This is a genomic window from Paenibacillus taichungensis (assembly GCF_013359905.1).
In the GTDB taxonomy this organism is placed as follows: Bacteria; Bacillota; Bacilli; order Paenibacillales; family Paenibacillaceae; genus Paenibacillus; species Paenibacillus taichungensis.
On sequence record NZ_JABMCC010000104.1, the window covers coordinates 123582 to 149945 of the forward strand.

The 26364-nt window shown below is 47.6% G+C and carries 18 protein-coding genes; 6 read left to right on the forward strand and 12 right to left on the reverse strand.

Annotated features, from left to right (window positions below):
* Positions 1-58: 58 nt before the first annotated feature.
* Positions 59-1798 carry a glutamine--tRNA ligase/YqeY domain fusion protein gene (locus HP548_RS08895; RefSeq protein WP_076287543.1) on the reverse strand — a complete coding sequence of 580 codons (1740 nt, stop codon included), beginning with the start codon at positions 1796-1798 and terminating at the stop codon, positions 59-61.
* Between the two features lie 260 nt (positions 1799-2058).
* Between HP548_RS08895 and HP548_RS08900 the strand changes: the two genes are divergently transcribed.
* Both HP548_RS08900 and HP548_RS08905 read left to right on the forward strand, forming a co-directional pair.
* Positions 2059-2316, forward strand: a complete 258-nt coding sequence (locus HP548_RS08900) for a DUF2164 domain-containing protein (RefSeq protein WP_090808970.1) — start codon at positions 2059-2061, stop codon at positions 2314-2316.
* A 31-nt stretch (positions 2317-2347) separates the two neighbouring features.
* A complete protein-coding gene (locus tag HP548_RS08905) occupies positions 2348-2896 on the forward strand; it encodes a GNAT family N-acetyltransferase (protein ID WP_076287542.1) in 549 nt (182 codons plus the stop codon).
* A 186-nt stretch (positions 2897-3082) separates the two neighbouring features.
* Here the strand turns inward: HP548_RS08905 and HP548_RS08910 are convergent, their stop codons facing one another.
* Together HP548_RS08910 and HP548_RS08915 are read right to left on the reverse strand one after the other, a co-directional pair.
* On the reverse strand, positions 3083-3871 hold the full coding sequence (locus HP548_RS08910) for an SDR family oxidoreductase (protein WP_175381435.1): 789 nt from the start codon (positions 3869-3871) through the stop codon (positions 3083-3085).
* Between the two features lie 24 nt (positions 3872-3895).
* Positions 3896-4399, reverse strand: a complete 504-nt coding sequence (locus HP548_RS08915; protein WP_175381436.1) for a GNAT family N-acetyltransferase — start codon at positions 4397-4399, stop codon at positions 3896-3898.
* Between the two features lie 237 nt (positions 4400-4636).
* Here HP548_RS08915 and HP548_RS08920 point away from each other — a divergent pair, with 237 nt between their 5' ends.
* The gene (locus HP548_RS08920) at positions 4637-5914 is read left to right on the forward strand and encodes a methyltransferase domain-containing protein (protein ID WP_175381437.1); all 1278 of its coding nucleotides are present in this window, start codon (positions 4637-4639) and stop codon (positions 5912-5914) included.
* A 127-nt stretch (positions 5915-6041) separates the two neighbouring features.
* Here the strand turns inward: HP548_RS08920 and HP548_RS08925 are convergent, their stop codons facing one another.
* Together HP548_RS08925 and HP548_RS08930 are read right to left on the reverse strand one after the other, a co-directional pair.
* Entirely contained in the window at positions 6042-9443 is a 3402-nt protein-coding gene (locus HP548_RS08925) for a GH36-type glycosyl hydrolase domain-containing protein (protein ID WP_175381438.1), read from the reverse strand.
* A gap of 258 nt (positions 9444-9701) precedes the next feature.
* Positions 9702-10718: a LacI family DNA-binding transcriptional regulator gene (locus tag HP548_RS08930; RefSeq protein ID WP_076287537.1), complete on the reverse strand. Its 1017-nt coding sequence runs from the start codon at positions 10716-10718 to the stop codon at positions 9702-9704.
* Between the two features lie 457 nt (positions 10719-11175).
* On the opposite strand from HP548_RS08930, the gene HP548_RS08935 reads away from it, so the two are divergent.
* The 3 genes from HP548_RS08935 (at position 11176) to HP548_RS08945 (ending at position 15719) form a co-directional block, all read left to right on the forward strand.
* Positions 11176-12825: an AraC family transcriptional regulator gene (locus HP548_RS08935; RefSeq protein ID WP_175381439.1), complete on the forward strand. Its 1650-nt coding sequence runs from the start codon at positions 11176-11178 to the stop codon at positions 12823-12825.
* Positions 12826-12921: 96 nt separating this feature from the next.
* Entirely contained in the window at positions 12922-13929 is a 1008-nt protein-coding gene (locus tag HP548_RS08940) for an ABC transporter substrate-binding protein (protein ID WP_175381440.1), read from the forward strand.
* A 77-nt stretch (positions 13930-14006) separates the two neighbouring features.
* Positions 14007-15719, forward strand: coding sequence for an ABC transporter ATP-binding protein (locus HP548_RS08945; protein WP_175381441.1), 1713 nt, complete (start codon positions 14007-14009; stop codon positions 15717-15719).
* 52 nt (positions 15720-15771) lie between these two features.
* Here the strand turns inward: HP548_RS08945 and HP548_RS08950 are convergent, their stop codons facing one another.
* From HP548_RS08950 to HP548_RS08980, 7 genes are all read right to left on the reverse strand, one after another.
* Positions 15772-17352 (reverse strand): hypothetical protein, encoded by a 1581-nt coding sequence (locus HP548_RS08950; protein ID WP_175381442.1) that lies wholly within the window; start codon positions 17350-17352, stop codon positions 15772-15774.
* Between the two features lie 196 nt (positions 17353-17548).
* Complete coding sequence (locus tag HP548_RS08955) at positions 17549-18841, reverse strand: extracellular solute-binding protein (RefSeq protein ID WP_175381443.1); 1293 nt, start codon at positions 18839-18841, stop codon at positions 17549-17551.
* Positions 18838-20595 carry a sensor histidine kinase gene (locus tag HP548_RS08960; protein WP_175381444.1) on the reverse strand — a complete coding sequence of 586 codons (1758 nt, stop codon included), beginning with the start codon at positions 20593-20595 and terminating at the stop codon, positions 18838-18840. Before HP548_RS08960 ends, HP548_RS08955 begins: the two co-directional genes overlap by 4 nt.
* 92 nt (positions 20596-20687) lie before the next feature.
* Positions 20688-22337: a type 2 periplasmic-binding domain-containing protein gene (locus HP548_RS08965; protein ID WP_175381445.1), complete on the reverse strand. Its 1650-nt coding sequence runs from the start codon at positions 22335-22337 to the stop codon at positions 20688-20690.
* A 27-nt stretch (positions 22338-22364) separates the two neighbouring features.
* The gene (locus HP548_RS08970) at positions 22365-23234 is read right to left on the reverse strand and encodes a carbohydrate ABC transporter permease (protein WP_175381446.1); all 870 of its coding nucleotides are present in this window, start codon (positions 23232-23234) and stop codon (positions 22365-22367) included.
* Between the two features lie 15 nt (positions 23235-23249).
* Positions 23250-24215 (reverse strand): ABC transporter permease, encoded by a 966-nt coding sequence (locus HP548_RS08975; protein WP_062836891.1) that lies wholly within the window; start codon positions 24213-24215, stop codon positions 23250-23252.
* Between the two features lie 444 nt (positions 24216-24659).
* A complete protein-coding gene (locus HP548_RS08980) occupies positions 24660-26207 on the reverse strand; it encodes a response regulator (RefSeq protein ID WP_175381447.1) in 1548 nt (515 codons plus the stop codon).
* Positions 26208-26364 lie beyond the last annotated feature (157 nt).

The following is a 26364-nucleotide window of genomic DNA, read 5'->3' on the forward strand; positions in this document are numbered from 1 at the left end:
CTTGTTTTCTCACCCTAAACCTCTAACTTTATCTATTGTTCTACCTCTATGCTTTACCTTAAGCTTTTGGCAATTGGAACGAGCTTTTCAGGGATACAACCCGGTTAAATACCGGACGGCCTGGCTCGGAATGTTTCGGATCAACGCTGAAGTAACCGTGACGGAAGAACTGGAATTTATCCTGTGCTTTCGCTTCCTTCATCTCTTGCTCCACAAACCCTTGAACGACTTCAAGAGAGTTTGGATTCAATTGATCCAGGAACGTTTTCTCCGGTTGCTCTTCCACAACCTCCACCTCAGCGCCTGCCACGGCAGCTTCTGGCTCGATATCGGCTTCCGGTGCTTCTGCGGCGATCAGAGGTTCATACAGACGGAATTCAGCAGGCACCGCTTGAGTCGCTTCTACCCAGTGGATTGTACCTTTAACTTTACGGCCTGTGAATCCACTGCCGCTCTTCGTTTCCACATCATAGGTACAATGGATTTCAGTCACATTGCCTTCTGCGTCCTTAATGACATCGTTACATTTAATGAAATACGCATGTTTCAGACGAACTTCGTTGCCAGGGAACAAACGGAAATATTTGTTCGGCGGATTCTCCATGAAATCGTCTTGTTCAATATAAATCTCACGAGAGAACGGAATTTGGCGATTACCCATCTCAGGGTTCTCCACATTGTTCTCTGCTTCGAGCCATTCCACTTGCCCTTCAGGGTAGTTGGTAATGACCACTTTGAGCGGGTGCAGGACAGCCATTGTGCGCGGAGCTTTCAGTTTCAAGTCTTCACGTACAAAGTGCTCCAGCGTTTGCAGGTCGATAACGCCTTGGCTTTTGGAAATGCCTGTTTCGAATACGAAATCACGAATGGCTTCCGGTGTATATCCCCGGCGGCGCAGACCCGAAATCGTTGGCATGCGCGGATCATCCCATCCATCCACATGTCCTTCATCCACGAGCAGTTTCAGCTTCCGTTTACTTGTCACCATTTGCGACAGGTTCAGGCGGCCAAACTCATATTGATGAGGTTGGTTCTCCATCTCACATTCGGCAATAACCCAATCATAGAATGGACGTTGGTCCTCAAACTCCAGGGAGCAGAGGGAGTGGGTTACTCCTTCAATTGCATCTTCAAGTGGATGTGCGAATGCGTACATCGGATAGATGCACCATTTGTCACCCGTATTATGATGATGTGCATGAGCAATACGGTAAATGACCGGATCACGCAGATTGATGTTCGGTGAAGCCATATCAATCTTGGCACGCAGCACTTTCTCACCGTTCTGGAACTCGCCTGCACGCATCCGTGTGAACAGGTCCAGATTCTCTTCTACAGTGCGGTCACGATACGGGCTGTTCTTGCCCGGCTCGGTGAGCGTTCCGCGCATTGCACGGATTTCGTCAGCGCTTTGGTCGTCGATATAAGCTTTACCTTTTTGAATCAGCAAGACCGCGCGGCTGTACATTTCATCAAAATAATCGGAAGCAAAACGTTTCTCGCTCCACTCATAGCCGAGCCATTTCACGTCTTCCTGAATCGATTGAACATACTCTACATCTTCCTTGACCGGATTCGTGTCATCGAAGCGCAGATTTGTTTTGCCGCCAAATTCGCCACCCAGTGCAAAGTTAATCCAGATCGCTTTGGCATGGCCGATATGCAGATAACCGTTCGGTTCCGGAGGAAAACGGGTAATGACTTCCTGGACTTTCCCTGACCGGAGATCTTCGGTAATAATATTTTTGATAAAGTTAGGTGGGGTTGTACGATTGTCCACAGGTATCAAACCTTTCATGAATTGATTGGAGCTTTCAGGAATTGCAGCAATTCCGGCTAAAATTCCTTTATAACGAAGTCATTTCCTGAAAAAATCTATTTTCTTGGAAAGTTTCGTACGCGTTTCATTTAAATATACCTTTAACGAGGGAGGAGTTCAATAAATAACGCCCCAAAATCAGGATCAGTTACACACAAGATAGGCCCAAAACCATTTTGACGGGTTCGCACGAATCATGTAGCATGATAGAAAAACAGAATTTAAGGGAGGGTTTCCCATTGAACGCGCTAAAACTGTCCAAAGAACAACAGGATGAAGCCATACGTACCATCCAGTCGTATTTCGAAGAGGAACGCGGTGAAGAACTGGGCGATCTGGCAGCTTGGGGTGTGCTGGATCTTTTCATGACCCAGTTGGCTCCCTTCATATATAATCAGGCACTGGGTGACGCCCGTACTACGGTGAATCAACGCATGGCCTCGATGGAAGAAGACCTGTTTGCATTGGAGCGCAAGCTACCGAAGAATTCCCGATAATACATTATTTCAAAGAAAGAAGGTTGCACTCATGTTTACCTATTCATTGGATGAATATACCGAACTCCGCCCACTTGCCATGGAGCACACCAAACCGTTGTTCGAACTCACGGACCGCTCGCGGGATCAGTTGAGGCATTGGTTACCGTGGGTGGACAACGTGACCGAGATTGAGCATACTTCGAATTTTATCAGCAATGCATTGAAACAGGGCGCTGACAACGGCGGGTTCACCGCAGGTGTCTGGCTGAAAGGCGATCTTGCAGGCATCATCGGCTTCCACGAAATCAACTGGACCAACCGCTCGGTAAGCATCGGATACTGGCTTGGCAAAGGTTTTGAAGGTCAAGGCTTGATGACCAGCGCATGCCGTGTTCTGGTCGACTACGCTCTCGTCACCCTGGATCTGAACCGTGTCGAGATTCGTTCAGCAACCAACAACAAGCGGAGCCGGGCCATCCCTGAACGGCTTGGATTCGTCCTTGAAGGCGTTATTCGTCAGGCTGAGAAACTGCCTAAGGGCTATGTGAACCATGCGGTGTATGGCATGCTGCAGCATGAATGGGAACTTTTACGCTAAATTAGACTTACATAATTTGAATGGTTGGAGGACTAGCTTCCATTACGAATGACGGCCCTCCACAATGCATACATCAACCCTTAAAGCCCCTCCTACTCCACAACATGTGGAGAATAAGGAGGGGCTTATCTTATTTTGCGCATTTGTGCATCCATATAAATTCGAATCTCTAGATCCGACTTCTTCTTAGAGCGCACGTACCATGCCACCATCCACCACAAGGGATGTACCTGTAATGTACGTATTCGCTCCTGATAAGAGGAAGACAACCGCTTTGGCAAACTCCTCGGGTTGACCATAACGTCCCAGTGGAATTTCCTTACGGAATTGTTCGGCAACCTCTTCCTCACTTATTCCGTTCTGCTCTGCACGCGCAGCATCCAGTTCAAGTATCCGATCCGTACCGATTCTACCCGGTGCAACCGTATTGATCAGAATGCCATATGGCGCAAGTTCCTGTGACAAGGTCTTGGCTAATCCGAACACACCCGTACGGAACGTATTGGACAGAATCAGACCGGGAATCGGCTGCTTCACAGAGGTGGAGGCAATGTTCACGATATGTCCGCCGTTCTCCTTCATGTAAGGAAGCGCACCGCGAATCAGTCTGACGTAGCTAAGTACATTTAATTCAAATGCACGTTCCCAATCTTCATCCGTCAATGACTCGAATGTTCCTGAAGGCGGGCCACCTGAATTGTTCACCAAAATATCAATCTGCCCAAACTGTTCGCCTGTCTTGCGAATCAGGGCATCAATATCTTCCTTGCTTGTCACATCGGTTGCACAATATTCGATACGTCCGCCGCCACCCAGCGCCAGCAGCTCCTGCTTCACCGCTGCAAGCTTCTCTTCGCTCCGGCTGGCGAGCATGACATCAGCGCCTTCTGCCGCCAATTGAGCGGCTACAGCTTTGCCCAGTCCTCGACTGGATGCAAGCACCAGCGCCTTTTTACCCCGAAGTCCCATGTCCATTGTTGTTCCTCCTTCTACTCTGTTCTATCCTTTGGCCTGGATGAAATAACTCATAAGAATATCGTCCACATACTTGCCTGCGATATAAAATTCCGACACGAGTCTGCCTTCCGTCACAAATCCGCACTGTTTATAAAAAGCAATCGCTCCTGGATTGCTGGATAACACCCGCAACCTAAGTTTGATGATGCCTTGTTCAAAGGCATGCTGTTTCATCGCATCCATCAGGGCTGTAGCAATACCACAGCGTCGATCATGGGGATGAACAGCGATGTTAATCTCGTATACATGGCGGTTAACAGGCATTCCTGTCGGCAGATAAAAGCCTACATAACCACATACCCGCTCTCCCTGAACGGCAATCAGCTGACTGCCTGGCGGACAATGCTGCAAATATTGTTGTCTGGATCGCCACTGAAACGGGGCCGGAGAGGTATGCTTATCCCATACCAATGCATCCAGTTCCATCAATTGGGCGGCATCCTTGATCTCGGATGGTCGAATGGTATACGTATGGCTGATAAGCATAAAAATTCAACCTTTCGTGCAATAGTCGATAACACTGCGCACAGCAGCGTTAGAAAAAATGTCTTATACCTTATTCATTTCAACATTTAGCAATTGAATACGATGCAAAATGCTCCTTTGCTTTATATTGTAGCATAGCCTCAGACTTGACTAAAATTTCACCCAGTGGAAAGAAATGAACACTTAACCTTGCCGTAACGTCATCGTTTATACTGAATTGATAAGGAGGTGCACGTGATGAACATCAAAGAAGCCGCGGACAGACTCGGCATATCGGCGAGAGCTATTCGATTCTATGAGGAAAAAGGACTGATCTCCCCCGTCAAACAGACCAGCAACGGATATCGTACATATACCGAGAATGACATCTGGCGTCTGCAGACCATTGCAGCCCTGCGTGAGATCGGAATGTCACTTCAGGATATCACCCAAGCGCTCGGAGAGATTGACCAGGGCAATCAGCAGCGGCTAGAAGAATATCTGGAGCTGCAGCAGGCGGTCATGTATGCCCAGTGGGTCGAGCTAAAGCGCATGCTGGATACAACCCAGCGCATGATTGATCTCAACCGCCAGGACGGGCCACTGGATGTCAGCCATCTGCATGATCTTGCAGACAGTTCGCGTCGCCTCAGGGAAGCTCGTCAGAACTGGCATGACCGCTGGAATTACGATATGCAAGCAGCCATCCACGATCAGCGCGTACAGGCGGCGAATGACCGTCTGCCGAGACAAACTGACTCAAACATCAGCATTGATTCGGGACCTGAAGCCATGCAAGCAACGGTTGAGTCGGATCGAGAAGACGGACCAGATCATAACGGCGATGAAGTTCGCAGCCAGAAGAATAGCCGGACAGCACACAGGTCAAACAGCGATACAACGTATCCAGAAGACGTAGGATCAGGATTGGAAGAATTGGGAGTAAGAGTAGGTGCAGGACCGTTCAATATATATGACAACTATGATGAGGCGCTGGAGCAGATAGCAAGCTGGATATCTCCTGTTGCTGGCGAAAAAGGACTTGATATCGGTACAGGCACGGGAAATTTGGCTGGCAGACTGTTAGAGCGCGGCGCAGCGATGACTGCCATCGATCAATCCCGGGAGATGCTGCGTACATGCCGCACCAAATATCCCGAGATGCATGTGAAGCTTGGCAACTTTCTGGCGTTGCCTTTCGCCGACCAGTCCTTCGATTTTGTCGTATCCAGCTTCGCCTTCCATCATCTGAGCCCAGACCAGCAGCAGTTGGCGTTACAGGAAATGCAGCGGGTGTTAACTGCACGTGGACGGATCTGCCTGACAGACCTCATGTTTGTTGATGCAGCTCACCGCAAGACGTATATCCAACAGGCTGAGGCAGCAGGTCATGAGGACCAGTTACAAACAATAAAGGAACGTCATTTCCCGCTGCTGGACGGCCTGTGCGGCTCGCTGGAGGACGCAGGCTATGTGACGAAACATATACGCCATAATGCGCTTCTGCACACGTTGCTGGCCGTTCCATTGCGTTAGAATGATCATCGTATCGTAACGAGTTCCCCCTGATCTGCCAATAAACCTTCTCAAATAAAAAAAGGTCACCCTGCCTGTTAAGGAGGATGACCTTCCACTCTAGTGAAACATCGAGCTTGTATTGAATTTACATATAAATTTCAACAATCGTGCGCTCCGAAGCATTACGCGCTTGTTTGAACTCATCCAGCGCGATACGAGCTCCACCTTGACGGTAACGGTTCGCCGTTTGCTCGGTGCGGATGTCCTTGCCATTTACCGTTACACGGTTAACCGAACCTTCGTTCAGATGGTAGATAAATGTTACTGGCTCTCCTGCATATTCGAATTCGAATTGCATGCCATTCAGCTCAGCCGGCAGTACCGGGTCAATAACCAAATCTCCGCCTTCCTGACGAATGCCAAGTGCGTTGGAGATCAGTTGGTTCATGTAGATTCCAGGGCCGCTGGAGTAGATTCTCCATCCACCTTTCACCTGTACTGTTCCTTTGCGTAGTTGGTCAAAGTGCTCCTGCGCCTCGTAGCGCGTGTTGAACTTGCCGTCGGAACTGCTGAAATACGCGTTCGCCTGACGAATCTCGGCATTAGGTACAACTTCGCCGATGCCAACCGGGTTGATCATGGCAAGACCATTCCACACCTGATCCGTCTTACCGAGCTTCGCCATCGCTTCAACGTAACGGATATGAGCGTGTACATACTGCAAACCGATCTCGCGACCGAAGTTGGACGCTTGCTCTGCCCGTTTGAAGTGAGTGCTCACACCACCTGCATATTGAGCTGGACGATTCATCAGACGTACCCCGTCCGGGCACAGGAACTGTTCACGAATCAGCGCATAATGCGATTCTGCCTGTTCTGCATTCAGCAATTCACCGATCATGCTGCGCGTCATCGGCAGAAGGCGATACTGAATGCCTGTCTCCGTATCTGTTGGGTGAAGCATCAGCTTCGCCTGATCCGCTTCTTCCATGTATACGAAACCTGGGATCACATCTGTACCCAACATGTAACGATTAAAGTCTTCACGGATGCCTTGAGCCAGAACATCCAGTTCTTGTGCAAATCCAGCATCTTTATGCTGCAGCGCCTGTGCGAGCACATTTACGGACTGATAAGTCAAAGCAACGGTCCAGCTGCTCACCATATATTGTTTGAGCTGTGCATTGGCTGGCTGGAGCGTATCATCCCAGTCCCCATCACCGTAAGAAGACAGGAATGTGTCGTGCAGGAAGTGTGAGCGGATATATTCGATCTCTTTTTTCGCGTGATCCAATACAGTCGCTGTTTCTTCCGTGAACCCGAAGCTATGCTTAACGGTATACGGTACTTTCTCATCCAGAATCGCATAGTCACGAGTCGCTGTCAGGTAGTCCGCCAGCACTTTCAGCGGCCATACGATGATATCACCGTGGCTCTCTTCCTGCTGAATTGCAAAGTATTTATCAAACATGAACCATTGCGGCCAGTTGCCATCATCTTCATATTGGTGGGTATATACCATTTTGATGATATCGCGAACCTGCTCATATTTTTGCGTTGCCATGAAGTATTCAACCGGACCTTGGCATACATCCCGAGTACCCCATGCTGCGCCGCCGTACTGCTCCAATCCGTGAGGTACGGAGTAGTGAACCAGCATGTTGTGTGTGTACCACCAAGCCAGTGCGTTCACTTTGAACAGATCCTCTGCACTTTGGCCTTCCCCACGAGACAAACGGAAACCGTTCATTACGCCTGCGAAGAATTCGCGGTACGCCTGAACTTCCTCTTCAAAAGTAAGGCTGGATCCTGCTGCTACAGAACCGTCTGCTTCGTTAGCTTGACCTTCCAATACGCCTTGTACCTTCAGCGTCCATTCTGCACTCTCTTCCAGACTAAGTGTAACCAGCGATGCAGATCCACTGCGGATGCCACTCGCCAGCAACGTTTCGTCCCCAACATTTACGGCTGCTCCATCCACCGACATGCGGTATTGCAGGTCAGGATACGTTCCAGCACTAATCGCTTGCGGATCAGCCTTGAAGATCAGCGTGTTGCCATCTTGCGTCATATGCAGCGGATACTCGTATTCATTTACATTCATCGTAATTTGGTTGGTTACCAGGTAACGATATGCTTTGCCACTTGTCGAGCGTACGTTCATGCTCACTTCAGTGGTGTGTGCTCCAGTGTAGTTGGTCACGATAATGGTATCCGATTCGGTTTTGTAGATCCAACGTACATAGTTGAAGCCAATCTCGAACAGCGAAGGCATCGTCAGCAGACGATATTGTCCATCCATTTCCACATAAATGCGTTGTCCAGCCGTCTTCGGCACGTTCAATGCGTTGCGGGCATTACTGATCATTTTATTAAAATTGGTGTTACCAATAACGAGTTGTGAGTTGAAAATACCGTACATATACGATGTCGTCGTAATAACCTGCGCACCAAGCTGTACATTGCCACCACTCATCAGGATATGGCCGTGCGGACGCTCTACGAGCAATTCTTTCGCTTTCAGGACGATGTGTTCATAACTGCCCGTGAAGAAGGATAACAGCGAATCACCGCTACGCTCTTCCTGATGGCGATCAGGGAACAGATCATTAATCTCATCTTGTGTCAAATCAAGCGCAGCAAGTGGTTCACCCAAGAAGGATGACAGTTTCACCTGTTCCAACGTCTCGCCTTGCTCCACAGTCAATGCTTGTACTTCGTTCCATGCTGCAGTCACTTCATCCCCGAATTCCAGTGCGGAGATTCCGGCAGGATGATCTGCTTTGGCCAGTCCGTAGAAGACCACTTGGGCTTCCCCATCCAAGCTTACGCGCTCCGATTGCAATGCTGTGTAAGCAAATTCATACTGGTACGTCTCATTTGCCAATGTATTATGGCTCAGGCTCTCAGGCTGGTTTGTTTCCTTGTAGGAAAGACCGAAGAATTGGAATCCATCTGTCGAGTAACCAACTGCCTTAGTCAGAGAACCTTGTTGCATGTAAGGGAAAGCACCGCCCTGAGGCTGGTTTTGACGCGAACATACCACATATCCCTTCGCTTCATCTTCGAACACCGTATGGTCAATATATTGTGACAGATAGGCTTCATTGCTACGTACTGCACCCGGATCAGCAAGACCTACATCTTGTCCATATACCACGTCAACGTTATGTTGTTGTCCTGTGAGCTTCACATCCCAGAACCAGACGCCTTGCGTTGTGGCTGTAAACACAACCTGATAGCCAATGCCTTGTTCTTTGCCTTCAAGCTGTACTGTACCTTCCCAGATCAGTTGATTGCTTGAATTCGCTTTGCTTGTAATCACTTTGCTGTTCGAACGCACACCCAGCAGTGGGAACGAGCTGATTTTCTCTCCCTCGTGTACACGCAGATACAGGTTATTCAAAGATCCATCGATCTGGTTGCTAAGCAATTGATTCAACATGGTCGTACCAGATTTAGCTTGGTACAGGTCCCCACTGTTCAAAAAGGTAAAGGATAAATCCCCGGCAGTCAGCCGGATTGGTTCATTAATCATCGTTGTCATACTATTCACTCCTTCAATTAGTATAAAATCGAAACGTTTCGATAAATCTGAAAAAGAATAGGGGTCCTCTGCGAAATGACCTTTGTCTGGCCAATTCGGACGGTGATCCCCATCATTCAACTCTTAATTCAAAGAGGGCCAATCCCTTTTACAACCACGCGAGTTAGAAAAGAACAACTTCACAAATCTATACAGACCGGATATGGTATGACTTCTGTAAGCAGTATCCAAACCATATCCCATCAGACGAGTTACTTCCTAGGCCGGCTGAATTCCTGACTCAACCTGTACCGATCGTACAGACTCGCGTTCAACCAGATCAATGGTTAACGTATACGATGTATTCACAGCTTCACCGTTCAGCATCTGGAAGAGCAAATGCCCTGCCAATGAACCTGCTTCATGCTTGGGCTGCCGCACCGTCGTAAGCGGAGGATGAACATATTCGGACAGTTGAATATCATCAAATCCGATGACCGAAATATCATTCGGTACCGAAATGCCGCTCTCTTCAAATGCTTTCAATCCACCAATCGCCATTTCATCATTCCCGTAAAATACAGCAGATGGAAGCTCGCCCTGCATAACCATCATCTTGGTTGCACTATATCCACCCTCACGTACAAAGTTACCGCTTAGACGCCATTTGGACTTCTCTTCAAGGCCCGCCTCCTGCATTGCTCGCAAATATCCTTGATAACGCAGAGCATTATCATAAGAATTGGATGGCCCGCTGATATAGGCGATGGTCTTATGCCCCTTCTGAATGAGGTGACGTGTAGCGAGGTAACCACCTTGCTCCCCGTCCACCAGAACGTTGACCAGATGGCTACTCGACAGCTGCCGATCCATCACAATGATAGGGAAACGTTCACCTGCAGATTCCACCAGGATATCATCATGGATGTTATGGGCCAGGATGATAGCGCCATCCACTCTTTTTTCCCGCAGGAAACGAACCGCTGTGGAGTCACGTCCTCCCATAGAGCTGCAAGCAATCAGATCATATCCGTTAGCCAGCGCTACGTCCTGTACGCTGCGAATCAATTCGGAGTAATACGGACCCGACAGATCAGTAAGAATCAACGCAATCGTGTTCGTCCGGCTCCGTTTCAGGTCCATGGCAAAGCCGTTTTTGCGATAATTCAGTTCCCGTGCTGCCGCCAGCACTTTTGCCTTGGTCTTGGCACTTACCTTGCTGTCCCCATTCAGTGCATAGGAAGCGGTCGAGAGCGCCACGCCTGCCAGCTTTGCCACATCCTTAATCGTTGCCATTCCACGTTCGCTCCTTCTAACTTTCTTGTTACCTATCATTTTATACTGTAAATGGTTGCAACAACCACACATTCCTATGCATTATCCATTAGAAATGGCATCAATTCTCATTTATCGAAACGTTTCGAAGTGTTTTCAAAAAAAATTTCTCTTCACGTCTTTTAAGCATCACTGCTGAATCATATACCCTTTTATTGTACATATAGCTTAGTCGATTGACAACATTCCAATATTAGACAAGAGGAAGAATTCATTATAAATCACAATGAACACGCCTGTAAACCATAGATTGAAACGTTTCGACATTTTCATTATAGTCGGTGTTGATAGCGATTTCAACCTCTTTATCCATTTTTCACAGAAATATGTGAAGTGAATGATTCGAAGGGTCCTCATTACACCTTTGTGGTATTATACTGCTTATTAGTCCAATCCTCTATAAGGAGTCCATTATGTTATGAGCAATCTGGATCTAAGCTTTCATAAATCATCCGTGAACAATCCCGGCCGCTTGCAGCAAATCACAACCGTGCCTCCCGCAATGTTCAAACTGTGTCATCTGGTGCAGCTCCATGATCGGGAAGCCTTCTCCCGTATCGATGAACTGTGGAGCAGCAAGCACGTTCTTTATGTCATCACCTCTGGTCAAGCAAGACTGATCAGTTCGAATGGTCAATTGATGGTAAATACCGGATCAGCTGTCGTTCGCCAAGCTGGAACTCTGCTTCAGCATGAAAGCAAGCGCGGCTCCCTTTCCCCGGTTCAGGGTATTGCAATAGCCTTTGATTTTGCAGATAACGAACAAAGGCTCTGGCCATTCGGACATCCTGTTCCCGTTACAAGCCGCCTTATTGCCGAGCTGATCTCCGAATTGGTTCAGTCCAGCTCCAAACGCGATGAGTCGGGACCATTCAAACCTCATATGCTGTTTTATCAGCTGCTGGATACGTTGCGAGATCACGCTGTGCGTTTGGCTCATGAAGATCATTCCTGGCTGGACATTGTCCTCGCCCGTATCCATGAAAGAGTTACTCATTCTTTTACACGTGAGCAATTAGCGAGAGAGGTTAATGTGAGTCCAGAGCATTTTTCACGAGAATTCAAGAAATACACCGGATTTACATTCGTGGAGTATGTTACCCGGTTAAGAATTCGAATTGCCCAGGAGCACCTGCTGTTTGCCAATCCCACATTGCAAGAGCTTGCGCAGTTGACGGGATACAGGGATACCTTTTATTTAAGTCGAAAATTTAAACAAACGGTAGGTTGTGCACCGACTCTCTATCGGAAAACGCCAAAAAAAATTGCAAGTCTTACATACAACTATACCGCTTCCTTGCTCGCACTGGGCCACATCCCGCATCTGGGTGCCGTTGCAGAATGGATGAAAAGTAGACTTATTGAAAATGGACAAGACCAATTTGATCAGTGCTATGAGCATGATCTTATTAATCATCCGGATCTAATCGCAGACGCTCATCCCGATGTCATCCTTGGTTATGCACCTCATTCCGGCATGGATGAATTACGGCAGATTGCACCAACGATTTTGATGCCTTTTGAAGAACTTGACTGGCAGGAGCAACTCATTCATTTGGGACGCATCACAGGCCTGGAAGCCAAAGCTCGTGCGCTGTTAGACCAATATGATACGCTTCAGCAAGAGGCCAATCGTACACTTGATCAAATGATGGGTGTGCGTGGATCAGCAGTATGCATATTCATGATTGGTGAGAGTGGAGCGTACATCTATGGTCACGGATGGGGTAGAGCTTCTCATATTTTGTATCACTCGCTTGGCTTCGCCCCTCCTGCAAGAATGGAAAAGGATGGTCAGCTGCTCACAGGTTACATCCATGTTCCGCTAAATGAAATTCATTTGTACGCTGCAGATCATATTTTTATTGACTATGCCAGGGAGCCATCGGAGCAAGATGCTGTGGACAAGCTGTTCGCTCAGGAGTCCTGGAACAACTTGAGTGCGGTCCGAGAAGGGCGACTGTACGAGATTGAAGCGAATATGTTTTATGGATTCGACCCCATCTCGATTATGGAGCAATTACAGCACATCATGCACAAACTGACATCACATCTGTCCATGCATTAGTCATCATAGATGTCCATGTACAAATGATACGTCATCCTCTATGTTAGTAATGAGAATAATAATCATTATTGATTAAATAACAGGGGGAACAATTATATGTTTGCTGCAAAAAAACGCTTTTCGGGCTTGCTGCTCATGCTCGCCATCATCATGATCCTGGCTGCCTGTAACAGTGGTACGGGTTCCGGCACAACGGAACCAACAGCGGCGGGTTCAGAATCGACAACAGCTTCGACCGAAACAAATAACGACTCTTCCGGTGCTACGCGGATCTACAAGTCATTAAGTGGAGATGTGGAAATTCCGGCTGAACCGAAACGGATTGTTACGGATATGTACGTAAGTGATCTGCTCGCACTCGGTATAAAGCCTGTTGGCGCTGTTCAATATTATCTGGAAAACCCGTTCTATGCAGATCAGGTGGAGGGCATTGAAAGTATCGGTGATCGGGCAGCGGTCTCGATGGAGAAGGTCATTGCCATGAACCCGGATCTGATCATTACCTACTCCGACCAGGCCAGCGAAATTGAGAGTTATCAAAAGATCGCACCTACCGTAGTGATTCCTTATGGTACATTCACCAATGTACATGACGAAATTCGGGGATTCGGAGAGCTGATGAACAAATCCGAAGCAGCCGAAGCTTGGCTGAAAACGTACGACGAACGGATTGAAGCCGCTCGTGCTAAGGTGAAAACCGTCATCAAACCGGAGGAAACCTTCTCCATCCTTGAAGTATCCGACAAGAGTTATTATGGATATGGAGACAATTTTGGTCGAGGAGGACAAGCGGTCTACAGTGCTTTGCAACTTGCCCCACTCGAGATCACCAAAAAAGAACTGATGGGTGATACCCAGTGGAAAGAGATTTCGCGTGAAGTTGTTGGTGATTATGCAGGGGATCATATCTTCTTGACCGTTGGGGAGAACAATAAAAATTATCAAGGCGACACCATCTGGCAATCCCTGCCGGCAGTGAAAAACAATCAGGTGTACGAATTGCTGGAAGACCGTTACTGGTACTTCGACCCGATTGCGATTCAGGGTCAGGCTGAAGAATTCGCTGATATGATCGTAGAACGTGCACAGCAAAATCGCAAATAACATATGAAAGATGCAAGTGTCTGGTCAGGCTATGGAACCTGTCCGGGCATTTGCGTTATATGGAGGAGGAGTTACATATGCTTCGCCGTTTTATGGCCTATTATCGTCCTTATCGGGGACTCTTTATATTGGACTTCTCCTGTGCCATTCTGGCTGCACTGCTGGAGCTTGCGTTTCCCTTGGCTGTAAACAAAGTTGTCGATCAGCTGCTTCCCGCAGGCAACTGGTCCATGATTTTATCAGCCTGTGCCGGATTGCTGGGCATCTATCTGCTCAGTTCCTTTTTCCATTATGCAGTCACCTACTGGGGGCATAAGCTGGGTATTAACATCGAATCCGATATGCGGCGGGAACTGTTCCAGCGTGTGCAGAAGCAATCCTTCCGCTTTTTCGATAACAACAAGACTGGGCACCTCGTCTCTCGCATGACCAACGATCTGATGGATATTGGTGAGATTGCCCATCATGGACCCGAGGATCTGTTCATTGCCCTGATGACGCTGGCCGGAGCCTTCGGCATAATGCTTGGTATCAACTGGCAACTGGCTGTCATGACCTTCATCATCGTACCGCTAATGATCTTCCTGTCTCTCTATTTCAGCCGCAAAATGTCCAAAGCGTTCAAGCGTATGTTTGCGGATATTGCAGACTATAACGCACGCGTAGAGAACAATGTGAGCGGAATTCGTGTAGTACAGGCTTTTGCCAATGAAAAGCATGAAGTGAAACGTTTTGTCGAAAATAATGAACGCTTCCGTCTTACCAAACTGATCACCTACCGGATTATGGCATGGAATTCCTCGCTCAGCTTCATTCTGATGAAATTTGTCTCGCTGTTTGTACTGGTGTGCGGTACGTGGTTTGTCATTCAGGGCAGCATGACCTACGGAGAATTTATCGCCTTTGTCATGTTATCCAATGTGTTTCTTGGACCGATTCAACAGATTAACTCCGTCATCGAAACCTATCCCAAAGGCATTGCCGGATTCAAAAGATATCTGGAGCTGCTGGAAGCCGAGCCCGATGTGGATGATACACCACAAGCCAAATCCATCCCACATGTGAAAGGCGACATCGCCTTCCATGACGTTTCATTTGCTTATGGGGAACACAAGCCAACCTTGGATCAGGTCAATCTGGAGATTAAGGTAGGACAAACGGTAGCGCTGGTTGGACCTTCGGGTGCAGGCAAATCTACGCTGTGCAGTCTTATTCCACGCTTTTACGATGTGGATGCGGGGCATATCTCTATTGATGGGATTCCGGTAAAAGATATGACACTGGAGTCACTTCGCTCCCATATCGGGATTGTACAGCAGGATATTTTCCTGTTTGATGGGTCAATCCGTGAAAATATTGCCTACGGCAAACTGGATGCACCTGATGAAGAAATCTGGCAAGCCATCCGCAGGGCCCAACTGGAAGAGCTGGTACAATCCCAACCAGATGGACTGGACACCATGATCGGTGAACGTGGCGTGAAATTGTCGGGTGGACAGAAGCAGCGTCTATCCATCGCAAGAATGATCCTGAAAAACCCGCCTATTCTAATATTGGATGAAGCCACTTCCGCACTCGATACCGAGACGGAAGCCGCCATTCAGCTGGCCTTATCCGAGCTGGCGCAGGGACGTACAACATTAGTAATTGCCCATCGACTGGCGACCATTAGACACGCGGATCGCATCGTAGTGGTGGAGAATGGCAGCGTCACTGAACAAGGAAGTCATGAAGAGCTACTCGCGCGCAAAGGCTCGTACAGCCGACTGCATCAAGCCCAGTTTGGATAAATACAACGACAAAACAACCTTCCCTCAGAACTAGAGGTGAAGGTTGTTTTATTCATTTCAGGTATCCTTTTGATTTCCAGAATCGCTTCGCAAATGATTCAGCAGCGTACGGCAGCTCCCCATTCAGTAAATCCTCATTTGCTTGAATGAGCACTTGGCGTCCACGTTCGAGCAATTGAACGGCATGTAGTAATTGAGAGCCGCCTATATAATGAAGTTCAAGCAACACCGGTTCTTCTTCCTCACCCTCGTCCTTCTGAGCCGAGTATTCGATCAACACACTTTCCGTGCCGTCCTCATGTTGGTGCAGGGTATAATAGTATTTCTCCACCTGCGTCTCCCCTTGAGTATCCTTATACTCTCTTCCAATACGTAGCATAGCTGGCTGGGGAACACCATCACTCAGCTGACCTGCTTGTCGAAATGCATAATACAAGTCTCCAATCCACAGCCCATGCCGGTCGTCATCATAATAATCGTCATATGGCTCCACGATCGGCAAAGCTAATAAATCACGGATCAGTTGATGCGAAATTAAGGAACGGGCATACTGATAATTCGATACAGACTGCAACAAGGTGCTCCATCCTTGCTCGCTTAACTGCTGCATATCAGCAGGTGAGTTCTCCGAAAATACGTTCCATTCCGAATTCTCATTGTGCAGATAACGATATGCACCTGAGATCATCCAGACAGGTTTACCCGGTTGTAGGATATGTTTATCAGGAGAGTTGGAACCTTGATTTGATGGCTCCATCTTAAGCAACAATGCACAGTTATGGTCATCCTGAAAATACAGACTGCGGAAATACCCCTCCGTGTGCTCATCTCCATAGACCGATACTCGGCAAAATTGCTCGTTCAACCAAAATTCATAGCTGTTGAGTAACTCATCCTCCTCTCTTACAGGCAACAAAGATGGATGAGTAAGACGCTCTATGTTCTCAGCGGTAATACGATGATCTTCGAACCAATCCGGCACATCTGGCTCTGATTCATCAGCGTGAATGTACTTTCGGTTGATTACAGGTCGTCCTTGCTGCAGCCTCTTTAACATTTCTTCTCGCCAAGGAAACGGCTCTGTATCTTCATCAATCACACATTCAGGAACCAATAACGCCAACATGTCAAAGCCCCGCCATGGTCCGAGATCCTCCCATTCTTCAAGCTGACGCTTCACATTACGCTGTCCTTGAACCTGAATCATATATTGCTCCGTACTTACCAGCAATCCACCTTCTACATTCCCTCTCACTGTCAATTCTCCATGGTTATAATCCCCCCAGAACATATCCTCCACATAGAGATTACCTGTAATATATATTTCCTGCCCACCCACGATCATATAGGGCGTTATGAGATTCCCAAGTACAACCAGATTTGAACTGGCCGCGTCGGAACTTGTATTTCCAATATAACGATCCACTGTCAGATTTCCTTCAACCAAGATCAAAAAAGGTCCTTCATCCAACAACAGTTCACTGATATGAAGGTCACCAGAATGTAACCATACTTCCTCGGCTTCAAATTCACCGTTGTGCGCTTCATTCTGAGTGTACATCCAACTTTCCTGAGGCAACTTCGTTTGTATATCTGCAAAAGACACCTTGTGACCTATCTGATGTATGGACATGTCCTGACACTCCTCATCCAATAATATATGGATAGAATCTATCTGATCTACAGATAGACGACTACCCATTTTTATTATACTAGAGGAAATATACACCATTCCATAACAAAAACCCTTACTCGAGTAGAATGAAGGTTGAGCTTGTGAACGACAACAGCCCCAAGGCCATTATATACATATATGATCTAGTCCATTCTTATAACTGCCCACCCAGGATGACATTCGCCCGCTCACGGAATTCCTTCGCCGCCTGCTCCGGCGTAATTTTGCCAAACAGCAAAAGATCATACAACTCACGCAGCACCGCAGTAACCTCGGGTGCACCTACAGGATCAGGCGGATCCATCTGGCTGCTGTGATCCGCAACCCAATCCACATAGTCAAACACCTGCGCCAGCTCTGGTTCAACCAGCAGCTTCATCCGCTCTTTGACACGGGATGAGACGGGCACCCCCCGCTCGCCTTTGAGCAGCAGATTGGCATCCAGATCATTAACGAAAAAGCTGATGAACTTGGCAGCCTCCTCCTTATGTCTGGAATTGCCCGCAATGGAGAAAAACATGCCTGGCTTCAGGAACAACCCTTCTTGGCTGTTTGGCCCAGGCATCGGGGAGATGGTTAAGGGTTTGCCATAACGCTGAGCGGTGCTGATAAATTGGTTGGAATACCCCCAGCTAAACAAAGCCTCTCCCAGATAAAACGGGTCGTTATCAGGCTGGCCAATATCTGAGGTCCAAATATCCGGTGCAAAAATAAGCTTCTTCTCTGCGAGCTGCTGCATCCTACCAAAGTATTCAATAAACAGCCCATCATCCTCATACCCCAACCTCTTGCCATCCTCCGCGTACAGCTTGGAACCATACTGTCTCAAGTAATACGCAAAAAACTGTTCGGGCGTAAAATAGGTTCCCAGATAGATGCCTTTCCCGAGCAATTGCTCGCCCATCCGGTCAAAATCCGCCCATGTCCACGTATCCGTTGGCAATTCAATATCATTAGCCTTCAACACTTCCGGATCATAGATGCTGAGCATGGCGTTAACCCCCAAACTGAGACCATAGGTTTTTCCATTCAGGCTACCACTCTCTAGCTGTTCCTTCTCAATATCTGTCGTGTCAATCAGCCCGCTCTGCATGTACGGGGTCATATCCTCCAACAGTTGCAACGAACTGTATTGGGACAGATAGGAGATGTCCATCTGAATAATGTCGGGCAACGCATTGCCTGCTGCATGTGGGGCAAGTTTTCTCCAATACTCGTTGAAACTGCTATATTCGTACTCAATGTTCACATGTGGATTCAACTTCTCATACAGGTCGATAACGGCTATCGTTGCATTGTTGCGGAACTCCCCACCCCACCAAGCGATGCGCAGCGTAATCGGCTCTTCGTCCACAATCATACCTGGTCTTTGATTCAGCTGGTTCACGCAGCCAGGAAGAGTCAGCATAAGGCAGATCATGCCTATGGTTCGCAATAATCTTCTCACAGCCTCTCCTCCTTACCTGGTGATGGGGGTGGCAGCAATACCGTTACTCTCGTTCCAATCCCTGGCTTGCTCTCCAGCAGTACATCATATTCTTCGCCAAAAGCCAGACGCACCCGCTCCCTGATATTCAGCAGGCCAATGCCTGTTCCTCTGGTTTTCACTTCTCCGCGAAGCACTTGCTCCACATATTCGGGCTCCATACCGGGACCGTGATCCTCCACGATAAGGGCCAGCTTGCCACCTGATATCTCGGCAGACACTCGAATGAGACATGATCCAACCTGTGGTTCCAATCCGTATTGAATGGCATTTTCCAGCAGGGGCTGTAGGGTCAACTTGGGAATGGCACACCCCAGATAGTCAGCGGGCACATCCAAGCGGAAATCCAGTCGCTGCCGGAAACGGTAGGTTTGAATGGTGATGTAATGATTGACGATCTCCAGCTCTTCGGCAATGGTAATGATATTTTGCTTGAAGCTGATGGAGGAACGTAGCAAATATCCGAGTGATAGCACCATACTGGAGATTTGCTCCTGCCTGTTCTTTTTGGCGAGCCAATGGATTGAATCCAGCGCATTATACAGAAAGTGAGGATTGATCTGCGCCTGAAGCGCCTTGAACTCGGTTTCCTTAATGACCAGCTGGCTTGCATAATTTTCTTTGATCAATGTATTAATATGTGTAATCATCAGTCGATACGTACGCTGTAGTAACCCCAGTTCATCCATGTGCTGGTGTGTGGGAATGGTCAGATTGGCATCTATGTTCTCCAGATCCCCATACTGCACTTCCTTCATCTGACTGATGAGCTGCCTGATCGGCCTCGTCAGACTGCGTGCGAACACCATACCAAGCGCGAGAACAACCAGAATGGCGATAAGATAAACGACGATCAGTATATTTTTCAACCATATAATACGTTCAAAAATTTCATCATAAGAGGCCATATTGTAATAAACCCAGCCGGTATAAGAGGATTTCTTCTGGGAAAGGAATATCTCCCTCCCATCCAGATTTTTGATCTCATATCCCCCACTGCCTGGAAGTGGATTCAGTCCGGCGGACACCGCTTCCGGAAGCTGGCGATAAGGATAGACCACCTCACTGCCTGCTTTTAAAATAATGTCACTGTCCTGGCTATCAATGCCCGCATACTCCTCAACGAGTCGCTCGATATTAATACGCAGAAACAGTATGCCTACCGGTAACAGAGTCATCGGTTCGTAGGCTCGCACTTGACGCACCATAACCAGCATCGGATCATCATCATCCGGGTATAGCCACCTTACTGCACCATTCGCCTGCTCCGCAGCCTCAATCATCCGATCATATTTTTCCGGGGATACGGTTAGTGTTTCGCCGTACTTATTCACTCTTCCCCTCGAATCAATCAGATGAACGGACTGCACATATCGTGCAGCCCCACTAATATGCTCCCATAGCCGGTCTGTGATCTTCTTCCGTTCAATAAAGCTTGAATATGCGCTATCATCATCCAGCAAGGACTTCAAGGCCCTTTGAATTTGAGTATCGGAGATCATGTTTAATGATAACGCTTCCAACTTCTGAAGTTCAACATCCACTGTAGACGAGGAAAGGTTCAGCAGTCGGGACGACTTATCAAACAGCTGTTTGTCATACACCGAGTACGTATAATACAAGGAACCAAACGCCAGGATGATAATAAACGCCATCATGAACATAATCATCAGAAACATTTTCATTTTGATGCTCAGTTTGCGGTAGGCTGTCATGACCAAAGCGCTCCTTTGAACCACGTGATACTACTAGGTATATCACATGCAGGAAGGTTTTCCCAAAGTTTTAGCGCTCGATTTCTCACGTATTATTTGGACTGATATCGATCATAGGCCGCCTGATGAACCTCAATCGCCCGGTCAATGCCCATGCTCTTGATCGTTTCGGCCATGGTGTCAAATTCGGTGATTGGCTTCTGTCCGCTAATGATCGCAGTCATTGTCTCATTCAAGTACGTATTCACCTGGCTCATAATGGATGTACTTGTGCTTACCTCATCTGTTGACAAACGAATTGGCGGAAGCGTCAAGGCAGAGCTTGCTTTCATCCATTCCGCATTCGCTGCACGCTGTCCATCGTCAAAAAGTAATGCATCCAGATAACGGCTATCCTGATTGATTGGACCGTCCATAATGGATAAAGCGTAGGAAGCCAGTGCCTGGTCATAGGTCAGACCGTTCGGATTATTAATGATGGTATCTGAGAATTTGACACCGTCCCCGTCGCGAACATAGCTGTCATTTTCGATACCGAAGTTGAACAGATCACTACCCTCTTCGCTATAGTTGTAGTCCATCCACTGCACAATATATTTCAGTTTGTCTTCGTCTGCGGAAGCCGTAATGGCCTCACCATAACTCAACACTTTGGTGTCCATATTAAATGTCGCATAGGAAGTCCCATCCGGAGACACAGGCCACGGCACACCAGTCACATTAAAGCTCGGATCGGTATCTCTCATCAGATTAAAATATTTACCCATACCGCTGAACACACCGCCCTGATATGCTCCTGCGAGATTGCTGGTGATCTTATAGTCGAACGCCTTGCCATCATTGGTCATAATCTCAGGATCAATTAGCCCTTCCTTATACCACTTGGCCATCGTCTCCAAAAAGTCACGGTAGCCCGGCTGGATGGGTCCAAACTCCACCTGGTCTCCATTCAGCTGGAAGCCCCCAATCACGCCAAAGGCCGCAGCAAAATCATGGAGCTTGGTCAGGTTGCCCGGCCCCCAGTTTCCGGTGAACGGCAGCTCATCTGGCTTGCCATTACCGTTAGGGTCCTGTTCCTTGAATGCCTTGAGGACAATATACCACTCATCGATGTTGGTAGGTACCTTAAGGTTGAGTTTATCGAGCCAATCCTGGCGGATAATCAAACCGGAGGTGGCATTCAGCTTCAAAGCATCCAACTTCAGGAGCGGGAACATATAGATCGTTCCATCGTCGAGAGCAATCTGCTTCTTCACCTCCGGATCGGATTCAATAATCCGCTTCAGGTTCGGTGCATAACTGTCAATCAATTCATTCAACCGGATGATCCGGCCGTCCTTGATCATTTTTTCCGGTCCGCCAACCGCATCTGCCCAGTTATAATAAATAACGTCCGGCAGCTCCTTCGTGGAGATCAGCAGATTGAACTGGTCCCGCTGTTGTCCAAGCGGAGGATGCGTGAACTTCACTTTGATACCTGTAAGCTTCTCCTTTTCCTTATAAGCGGCCATATCGCCAAAATTGTTCAAGGAAGCTGTCAGTTTGGCATCATTGGCGCGCCAGTAATCAATGGTAAATGGCTCACTTGTAATCGGTAGCGGTATCTCAGTCAATGCCTGAACCGCAGGTTCTGTCCCCTCCGCTGGTTCTGCATTTCCTGGCTCCTTATCACCCGTACAGCCTGCCAGTAAAGACATGGTTAGTAACGATGACAACAGGATGGACCCCATTCTTTTATTCACGCAATTCGCCTCCATAGGATACATTTTTTATTGTTTCACAGCACCGATTAAAGCGCCCTGAACAAAATAACGTTGGATGAACGGATATACCAGCATAATCGGCAGGGTAGAGATAATGATGGTTGCATATTTGATGTTCTCCCCAATGGCAAAGCCGGTATCGGCGCCAGCGCCCATGGCCTCCGTACTGCTGCTGATCAGAATATCACGCATAATAATCTGGATCGGATATAGCTCCTGACTGCGCAGGTAGAGCATCGGTCCGACATAATCATTCCAATGGTCAACCGCATAATACAGCATCATGACCGCCAGGATCGGTTTCGACAAAGGCAGTACAATCCGGAAAAGAATCAGAAAGTCATTGGCACCATCAAGCTTCGCCGATTCGATCAGACTGATCGGAATGCCTTCAAAGTTTGTTTTCATAATGAGGAAATAGAATGTACTGATGGCACCCGGAATAATAAGCGCGAAACGGGTATCCACCATCCCCAGATTCTGAATTAACAGAAAAGTCGGGATCATTCCCCCGCCGAAAAACATCGTAAACGTAATTAATTTCATCAGCGTTTTTCTGCCCATCAGATCACTGCGTGATAAGCCATAGGCTGCCAGCGAAGTCATGAGCAGATTGATGGCTGTGCCGACCACAACATAGAACAAGGTGTTCATATATCCGGTATAGATGCGAGTATCCTGAAATACCGACTTGTACGCTCCCAGCTGGAAGCCTTCAGGAATGAGCATCAGTGACCGGGAACGCAGCATCTGATCCGGATCACTAATTGAAGAATTGAACACGTACAGCATCGGGTAAAAACATAAAATCATGATCACCACGAGCAGCAGTGTATTGAATACATCAAAAACTCGTTCCCCTATAGACTGTTTCATCGCTTCACCTTCCAATTACCAGAGACTGGTTGAGTTAAGCTTTCTGCTGATCGCGTTCGCGATAATGAGCAGCGCGAAATTAATGACGCCGTTAAATAGTCCGATGGCGGTTGAATACGTATAGTTCCCCTCCAAAATACCCGATCGATAGACAAAGGTGGATATGACATCCGATGTCTCATAGGTCGGTGCCGTTTGCATCAGCAATATTTTCTGAAAATCAGCGTTCATCACTGCCCCCATGCGCAGAATTAACATGATCACAATCGTTGGCATGATACCCGGTAATGTAATGTGAAGCAGCTGTCTCCAGCGGCCTGCGCCGTCAATTTTGGAAGCCTCATACAACTGCGGATCAATTCCACTAAGCGCTGCCAAAAAGATAATGGAGGCCCACCCTGCCCCCTGCCATATGTTGGACAGAATATACATCGGACGGAACATATCCTTTTCCGCCAAGAACATAATCGGCTGCAGATCGAAAAAGTCACGAATGACATTAAACAACCCACCGTCCAAAGATGAGAACGTTTTCAACATTCCGACCACGACAACAACCGAGATGAAATGGGGCATGTAACTGATCGTCTGCACCGTGCTTCTGAACCACTTTTTCCGTACTTCATTCAGTAACAGGGCCAGAATAATCGGAGCCGGGAAACCAAACACAATACTGTAAAAACTCAAAATCAGTGTGTTCTTAATCAGTCGCCAGAAATAATAACTTTCAAAAAACATGGTGAAGTTGTCAAAACCGACCCATTCGCCTGCCAATATTCCTTTGACCGGGCTGTAGGATTCCTGAAATGCCATCAGCAGCCCGTACATCGGCCCATAGCTGAAAATCAGATAATAGGCTACAACAGGGACGAGCATCAGATACACGTATCTGTTGCGGACAAGCTCCTTTTTCACTGAACTCCATTTGCCAGCTGGCTTCAAACGCCCAGGTTCGATCCCCCGGCTTCGATTCAGCTCCATCCACTCAACCTCCACTCTCGATGTTCATTCATTAACATGACACCTCTAATGATAGAAGCGAGCGCCTTTTCTTCCCATGCTCATTTCCGTTAAATGGATGTTCAAAACCGAGTTCCGTCCGACAAAAAAAGACCCTGCTGCCGATGAAAGGCAAACAGGGTGGTATCGTAGATCGGATATAGAGGTTGCTATCTATATAAATCGAGCTAAAGAATATTTACACTTGCCACTCCGATGACAGAACAACCCTCTGATCGCTGTTATTCCCAGATTTTTATGATTGCCTTTTGCAAAAGGGAAAATCCGAGGATAGCATATGCTTACGATGTAGCTTTCTTTTAGAAAGCTTTTAGGCGAACGCTCCGCTTCTTCGTGTTATTTCTGTCCTCTCCGTTTTCGTGTAAATGTTTAGTTCAATGCTGTATAAGAGACAGCAACGCTGTCCTAGGGAACTTTTTTATACTCGGAAGGAGAGAAGCCGGTGTATTTCTTGAACATTTTGCTGAAATACGGCCAGTTGGCACCAAACCCCGTCTGTTCAGCGAGCCAGGATACGGTGCAGTTCCCATCCTGCTCCAGAAGCTCTAACGCTTTGCGGATGCGGTAACTTAACACATAGTTCGTAAATTTCTCACCGGTTTCTTTTTTGAACATTTTGCCGATGTAGTCTGGATTCATGTATATTTCCCCGGCGATGGACTGAAGTGTCAGTGTTTCGTCCCTGTAGCGCTTCTCCACGATCTGCTTCACACTGCCCACCATCTGCGATTGTCTGGAGCGGTGTTGTTCGTAGCGGCGTAGCGTGATTTCCTTGGCGACGGCAAGCAAAAACTGTTGAAAAGAATGTAAGGTGCTGGATTCAATCATGCCTGGCAACTGGTCCATATACCTTTTCATCTCGGCAGAGCCGCTGAGCCGAATGATTTCCATAAACATCTGAATGAGATAGGACTTCGTTTGGGATATATCGTATCGTAAGTCAGCGAGCTGCTGAAACATCCGGTTCAGTTCTGTTCCGACTTCCTGCCAGTGTCCAGCCTTAATTGCAGTAGCCATCCGCTCTGGATCATATTCGAATTCGGGAAGAGTGCGCTCTCCGGGAGAGTACACATCTCGCTCCATAATGAGACTGCCCTCACCGAGGTAAAAGCGGTAATTGAGATACACCAGCGTCTGCATGTACAATTGTCGTGCCTGTGGAAGATCCCCTGGTTCGCTCAGCGCAATCGTGAGATCATCATGATAATATCGGGTAAATGTGGCGCGGATCTCATCGATATTATGGAACAACTGTGTTTCAGACAACTTGTCCTCCATCATCAATAACACATGCCCACCAACCGTGGTACTTAAGATCGGATTATGAAAAATATCCTCGGCAATGTTCTTCACCGCGAACAAGTGCAAATACTCATGATCCCCCTCAATCTCTACCAACAGCAATCGCACACGTTGATCCTGAAATTGTACATCGAACAATTCCTCGAAATATTTCCATTCCTTGAGGCCGTACGTTCTGTTGGTGACCAGCTCTTTCAGAAAATATTCCTTGGCATGCGGCAGTACACGCTCCAGATTATATTGGATCGACTGCACAAAACACTCCTGATCGGTCAACTCTCGCTTCTCACTGACCAATTCACTAATAGCCTGTACGAGATGCTCTTCACTGCAGGGCTTGAGCAAATAATGCTTCACTCCATAATGCATGGCCGTCTTCGCATATTCAAACTCCGTAAAACCCGTAAGCATAATAAACGAGATATCCTGATACTTCTCCGCCACAGCTTCAACCAGCTGTAACCCATCCATTCCCGGCATGCGAATGTCCGAGATAATGATATCCGGGCGTTGCCGCTCGATCGAAGCAAGCGCTTCCAATCCATCTTGAGCAATGCCGATCAGTTCTGTTCCTAATCGGGACCAGTTCACGACGCTGGAGATCCCGTCCGAGATCATAAATTCATCATCAACCAACAAAACCTTGTACATCGTATGCATCCTCCTGCCTTTAACCAGTTCCATTCTATTATATGGGCATTATGCACAAATAGAGGGAAGAACGTTGAATGACATGGAATTGAAGCATAACAAGTCGGATATCTGAACAGTTGTATCATATGCGAAAATATTGACTACCGAATCATGG

Bases quoted from the DNA above. Each gene is read 5' to 3' on its own strand.
- HP548_RS08910 (WP_175381435.1), bottom strand. From the start codon at position 3,871: ATGGACATGGGACTTCGGGGTAAAAAGGCGCTGGTGCTTGCATCCAGT.
- HP548_RS08905 (WP_076287542.1), top strand. From the start codon at position 2,348: ATGTTTACCTATTCATTGGATGAATATACCGAACTCCGCCCACTTGCC.
- HP548_RS08935 (WP_175381439.1), top strand. From the start codon at position 11,176: ATGAGCAATCTGGATCTAAGCTTTCATAAATCATCCGTGAACAATCCC.
- HP548_RS08915 (WP_175381436.1), bottom strand. From the start codon at position 4,399: ATGCTTATCAGCCATACGTATACCATTCGACCATCCGAGATCAAGGAT.
- HP548_RS08950 (WP_175381442.1), bottom strand. From the start codon at position 17,352: ATGTCCATACATCAGATAGGTCACAAGGTGTCTTTTGCAGATATACAA.
- HP548_RS08980 (WP_175381447.1), bottom strand. From the start codon at position 26,207: ATGTACAAGGTTTTGTTGGTTGATGATGAATTTATGATCTCGGACGGG.
- HP548_RS08930 (WP_076287537.1), bottom strand. From the start codon at position 10,718: ATGGCAACGATTAAGGATGTGGCAAAGCTGGCAGGCGTGGCGCTCTCG.
- HP548_RS08945 (WP_175381441.1), top strand. From the start codon at position 14,007: ATGCTTCGCCGTTTTATGGCCTATTATCGTCCTTATCGGGGACTCTTT.
- HP548_RS08970 (WP_175381446.1), bottom strand. From the start codon at position 23,234: ATGAAACAGTCTATAGGGGAACGAGTTTTTGATGTATTCAATACACTG.
- HP548_RS08960 (WP_175381444.1), bottom strand. From the start codon at position 20,595: ATGACAGCCTACCGCAAACTGAGCATCAAAATGAAAATGTTTCTGATG.
- HP548_RS08975 (WP_062836891.1), bottom strand. From the start codon at position 24,215: ATGGAGCTGAATCGAAGCCGGGGGATCGAACCTGGGCGTTTGAAGCCA.
- HP548_RS08925 (WP_175381438.1), bottom strand. From the start codon at position 9,443: ATGACAACGATGATTAATGAACCAATCCGGCTGACTGCCGGGGATTTA.
- HP548_RS08940 (WP_175381440.1), top strand. From the start codon at position 12,922: ATGTTTGCTGCAAAAAAACGCTTTTCGGGCTTGCTGCTCATGCTCGCC.
- HP548_RS08895 (WP_076287543.1), bottom strand. From the start codon at position 1,798: ATGAAAGGTTTGATACCTGTGGACAATCGTACAACCCCACCTAACTTT.
- HP548_RS08920 (WP_175381437.1), top strand. From the start codon at position 4,637: ATGAACATCAAAGAAGCCGCGGACAGACTCGGCATATCGGCGAGAGCT.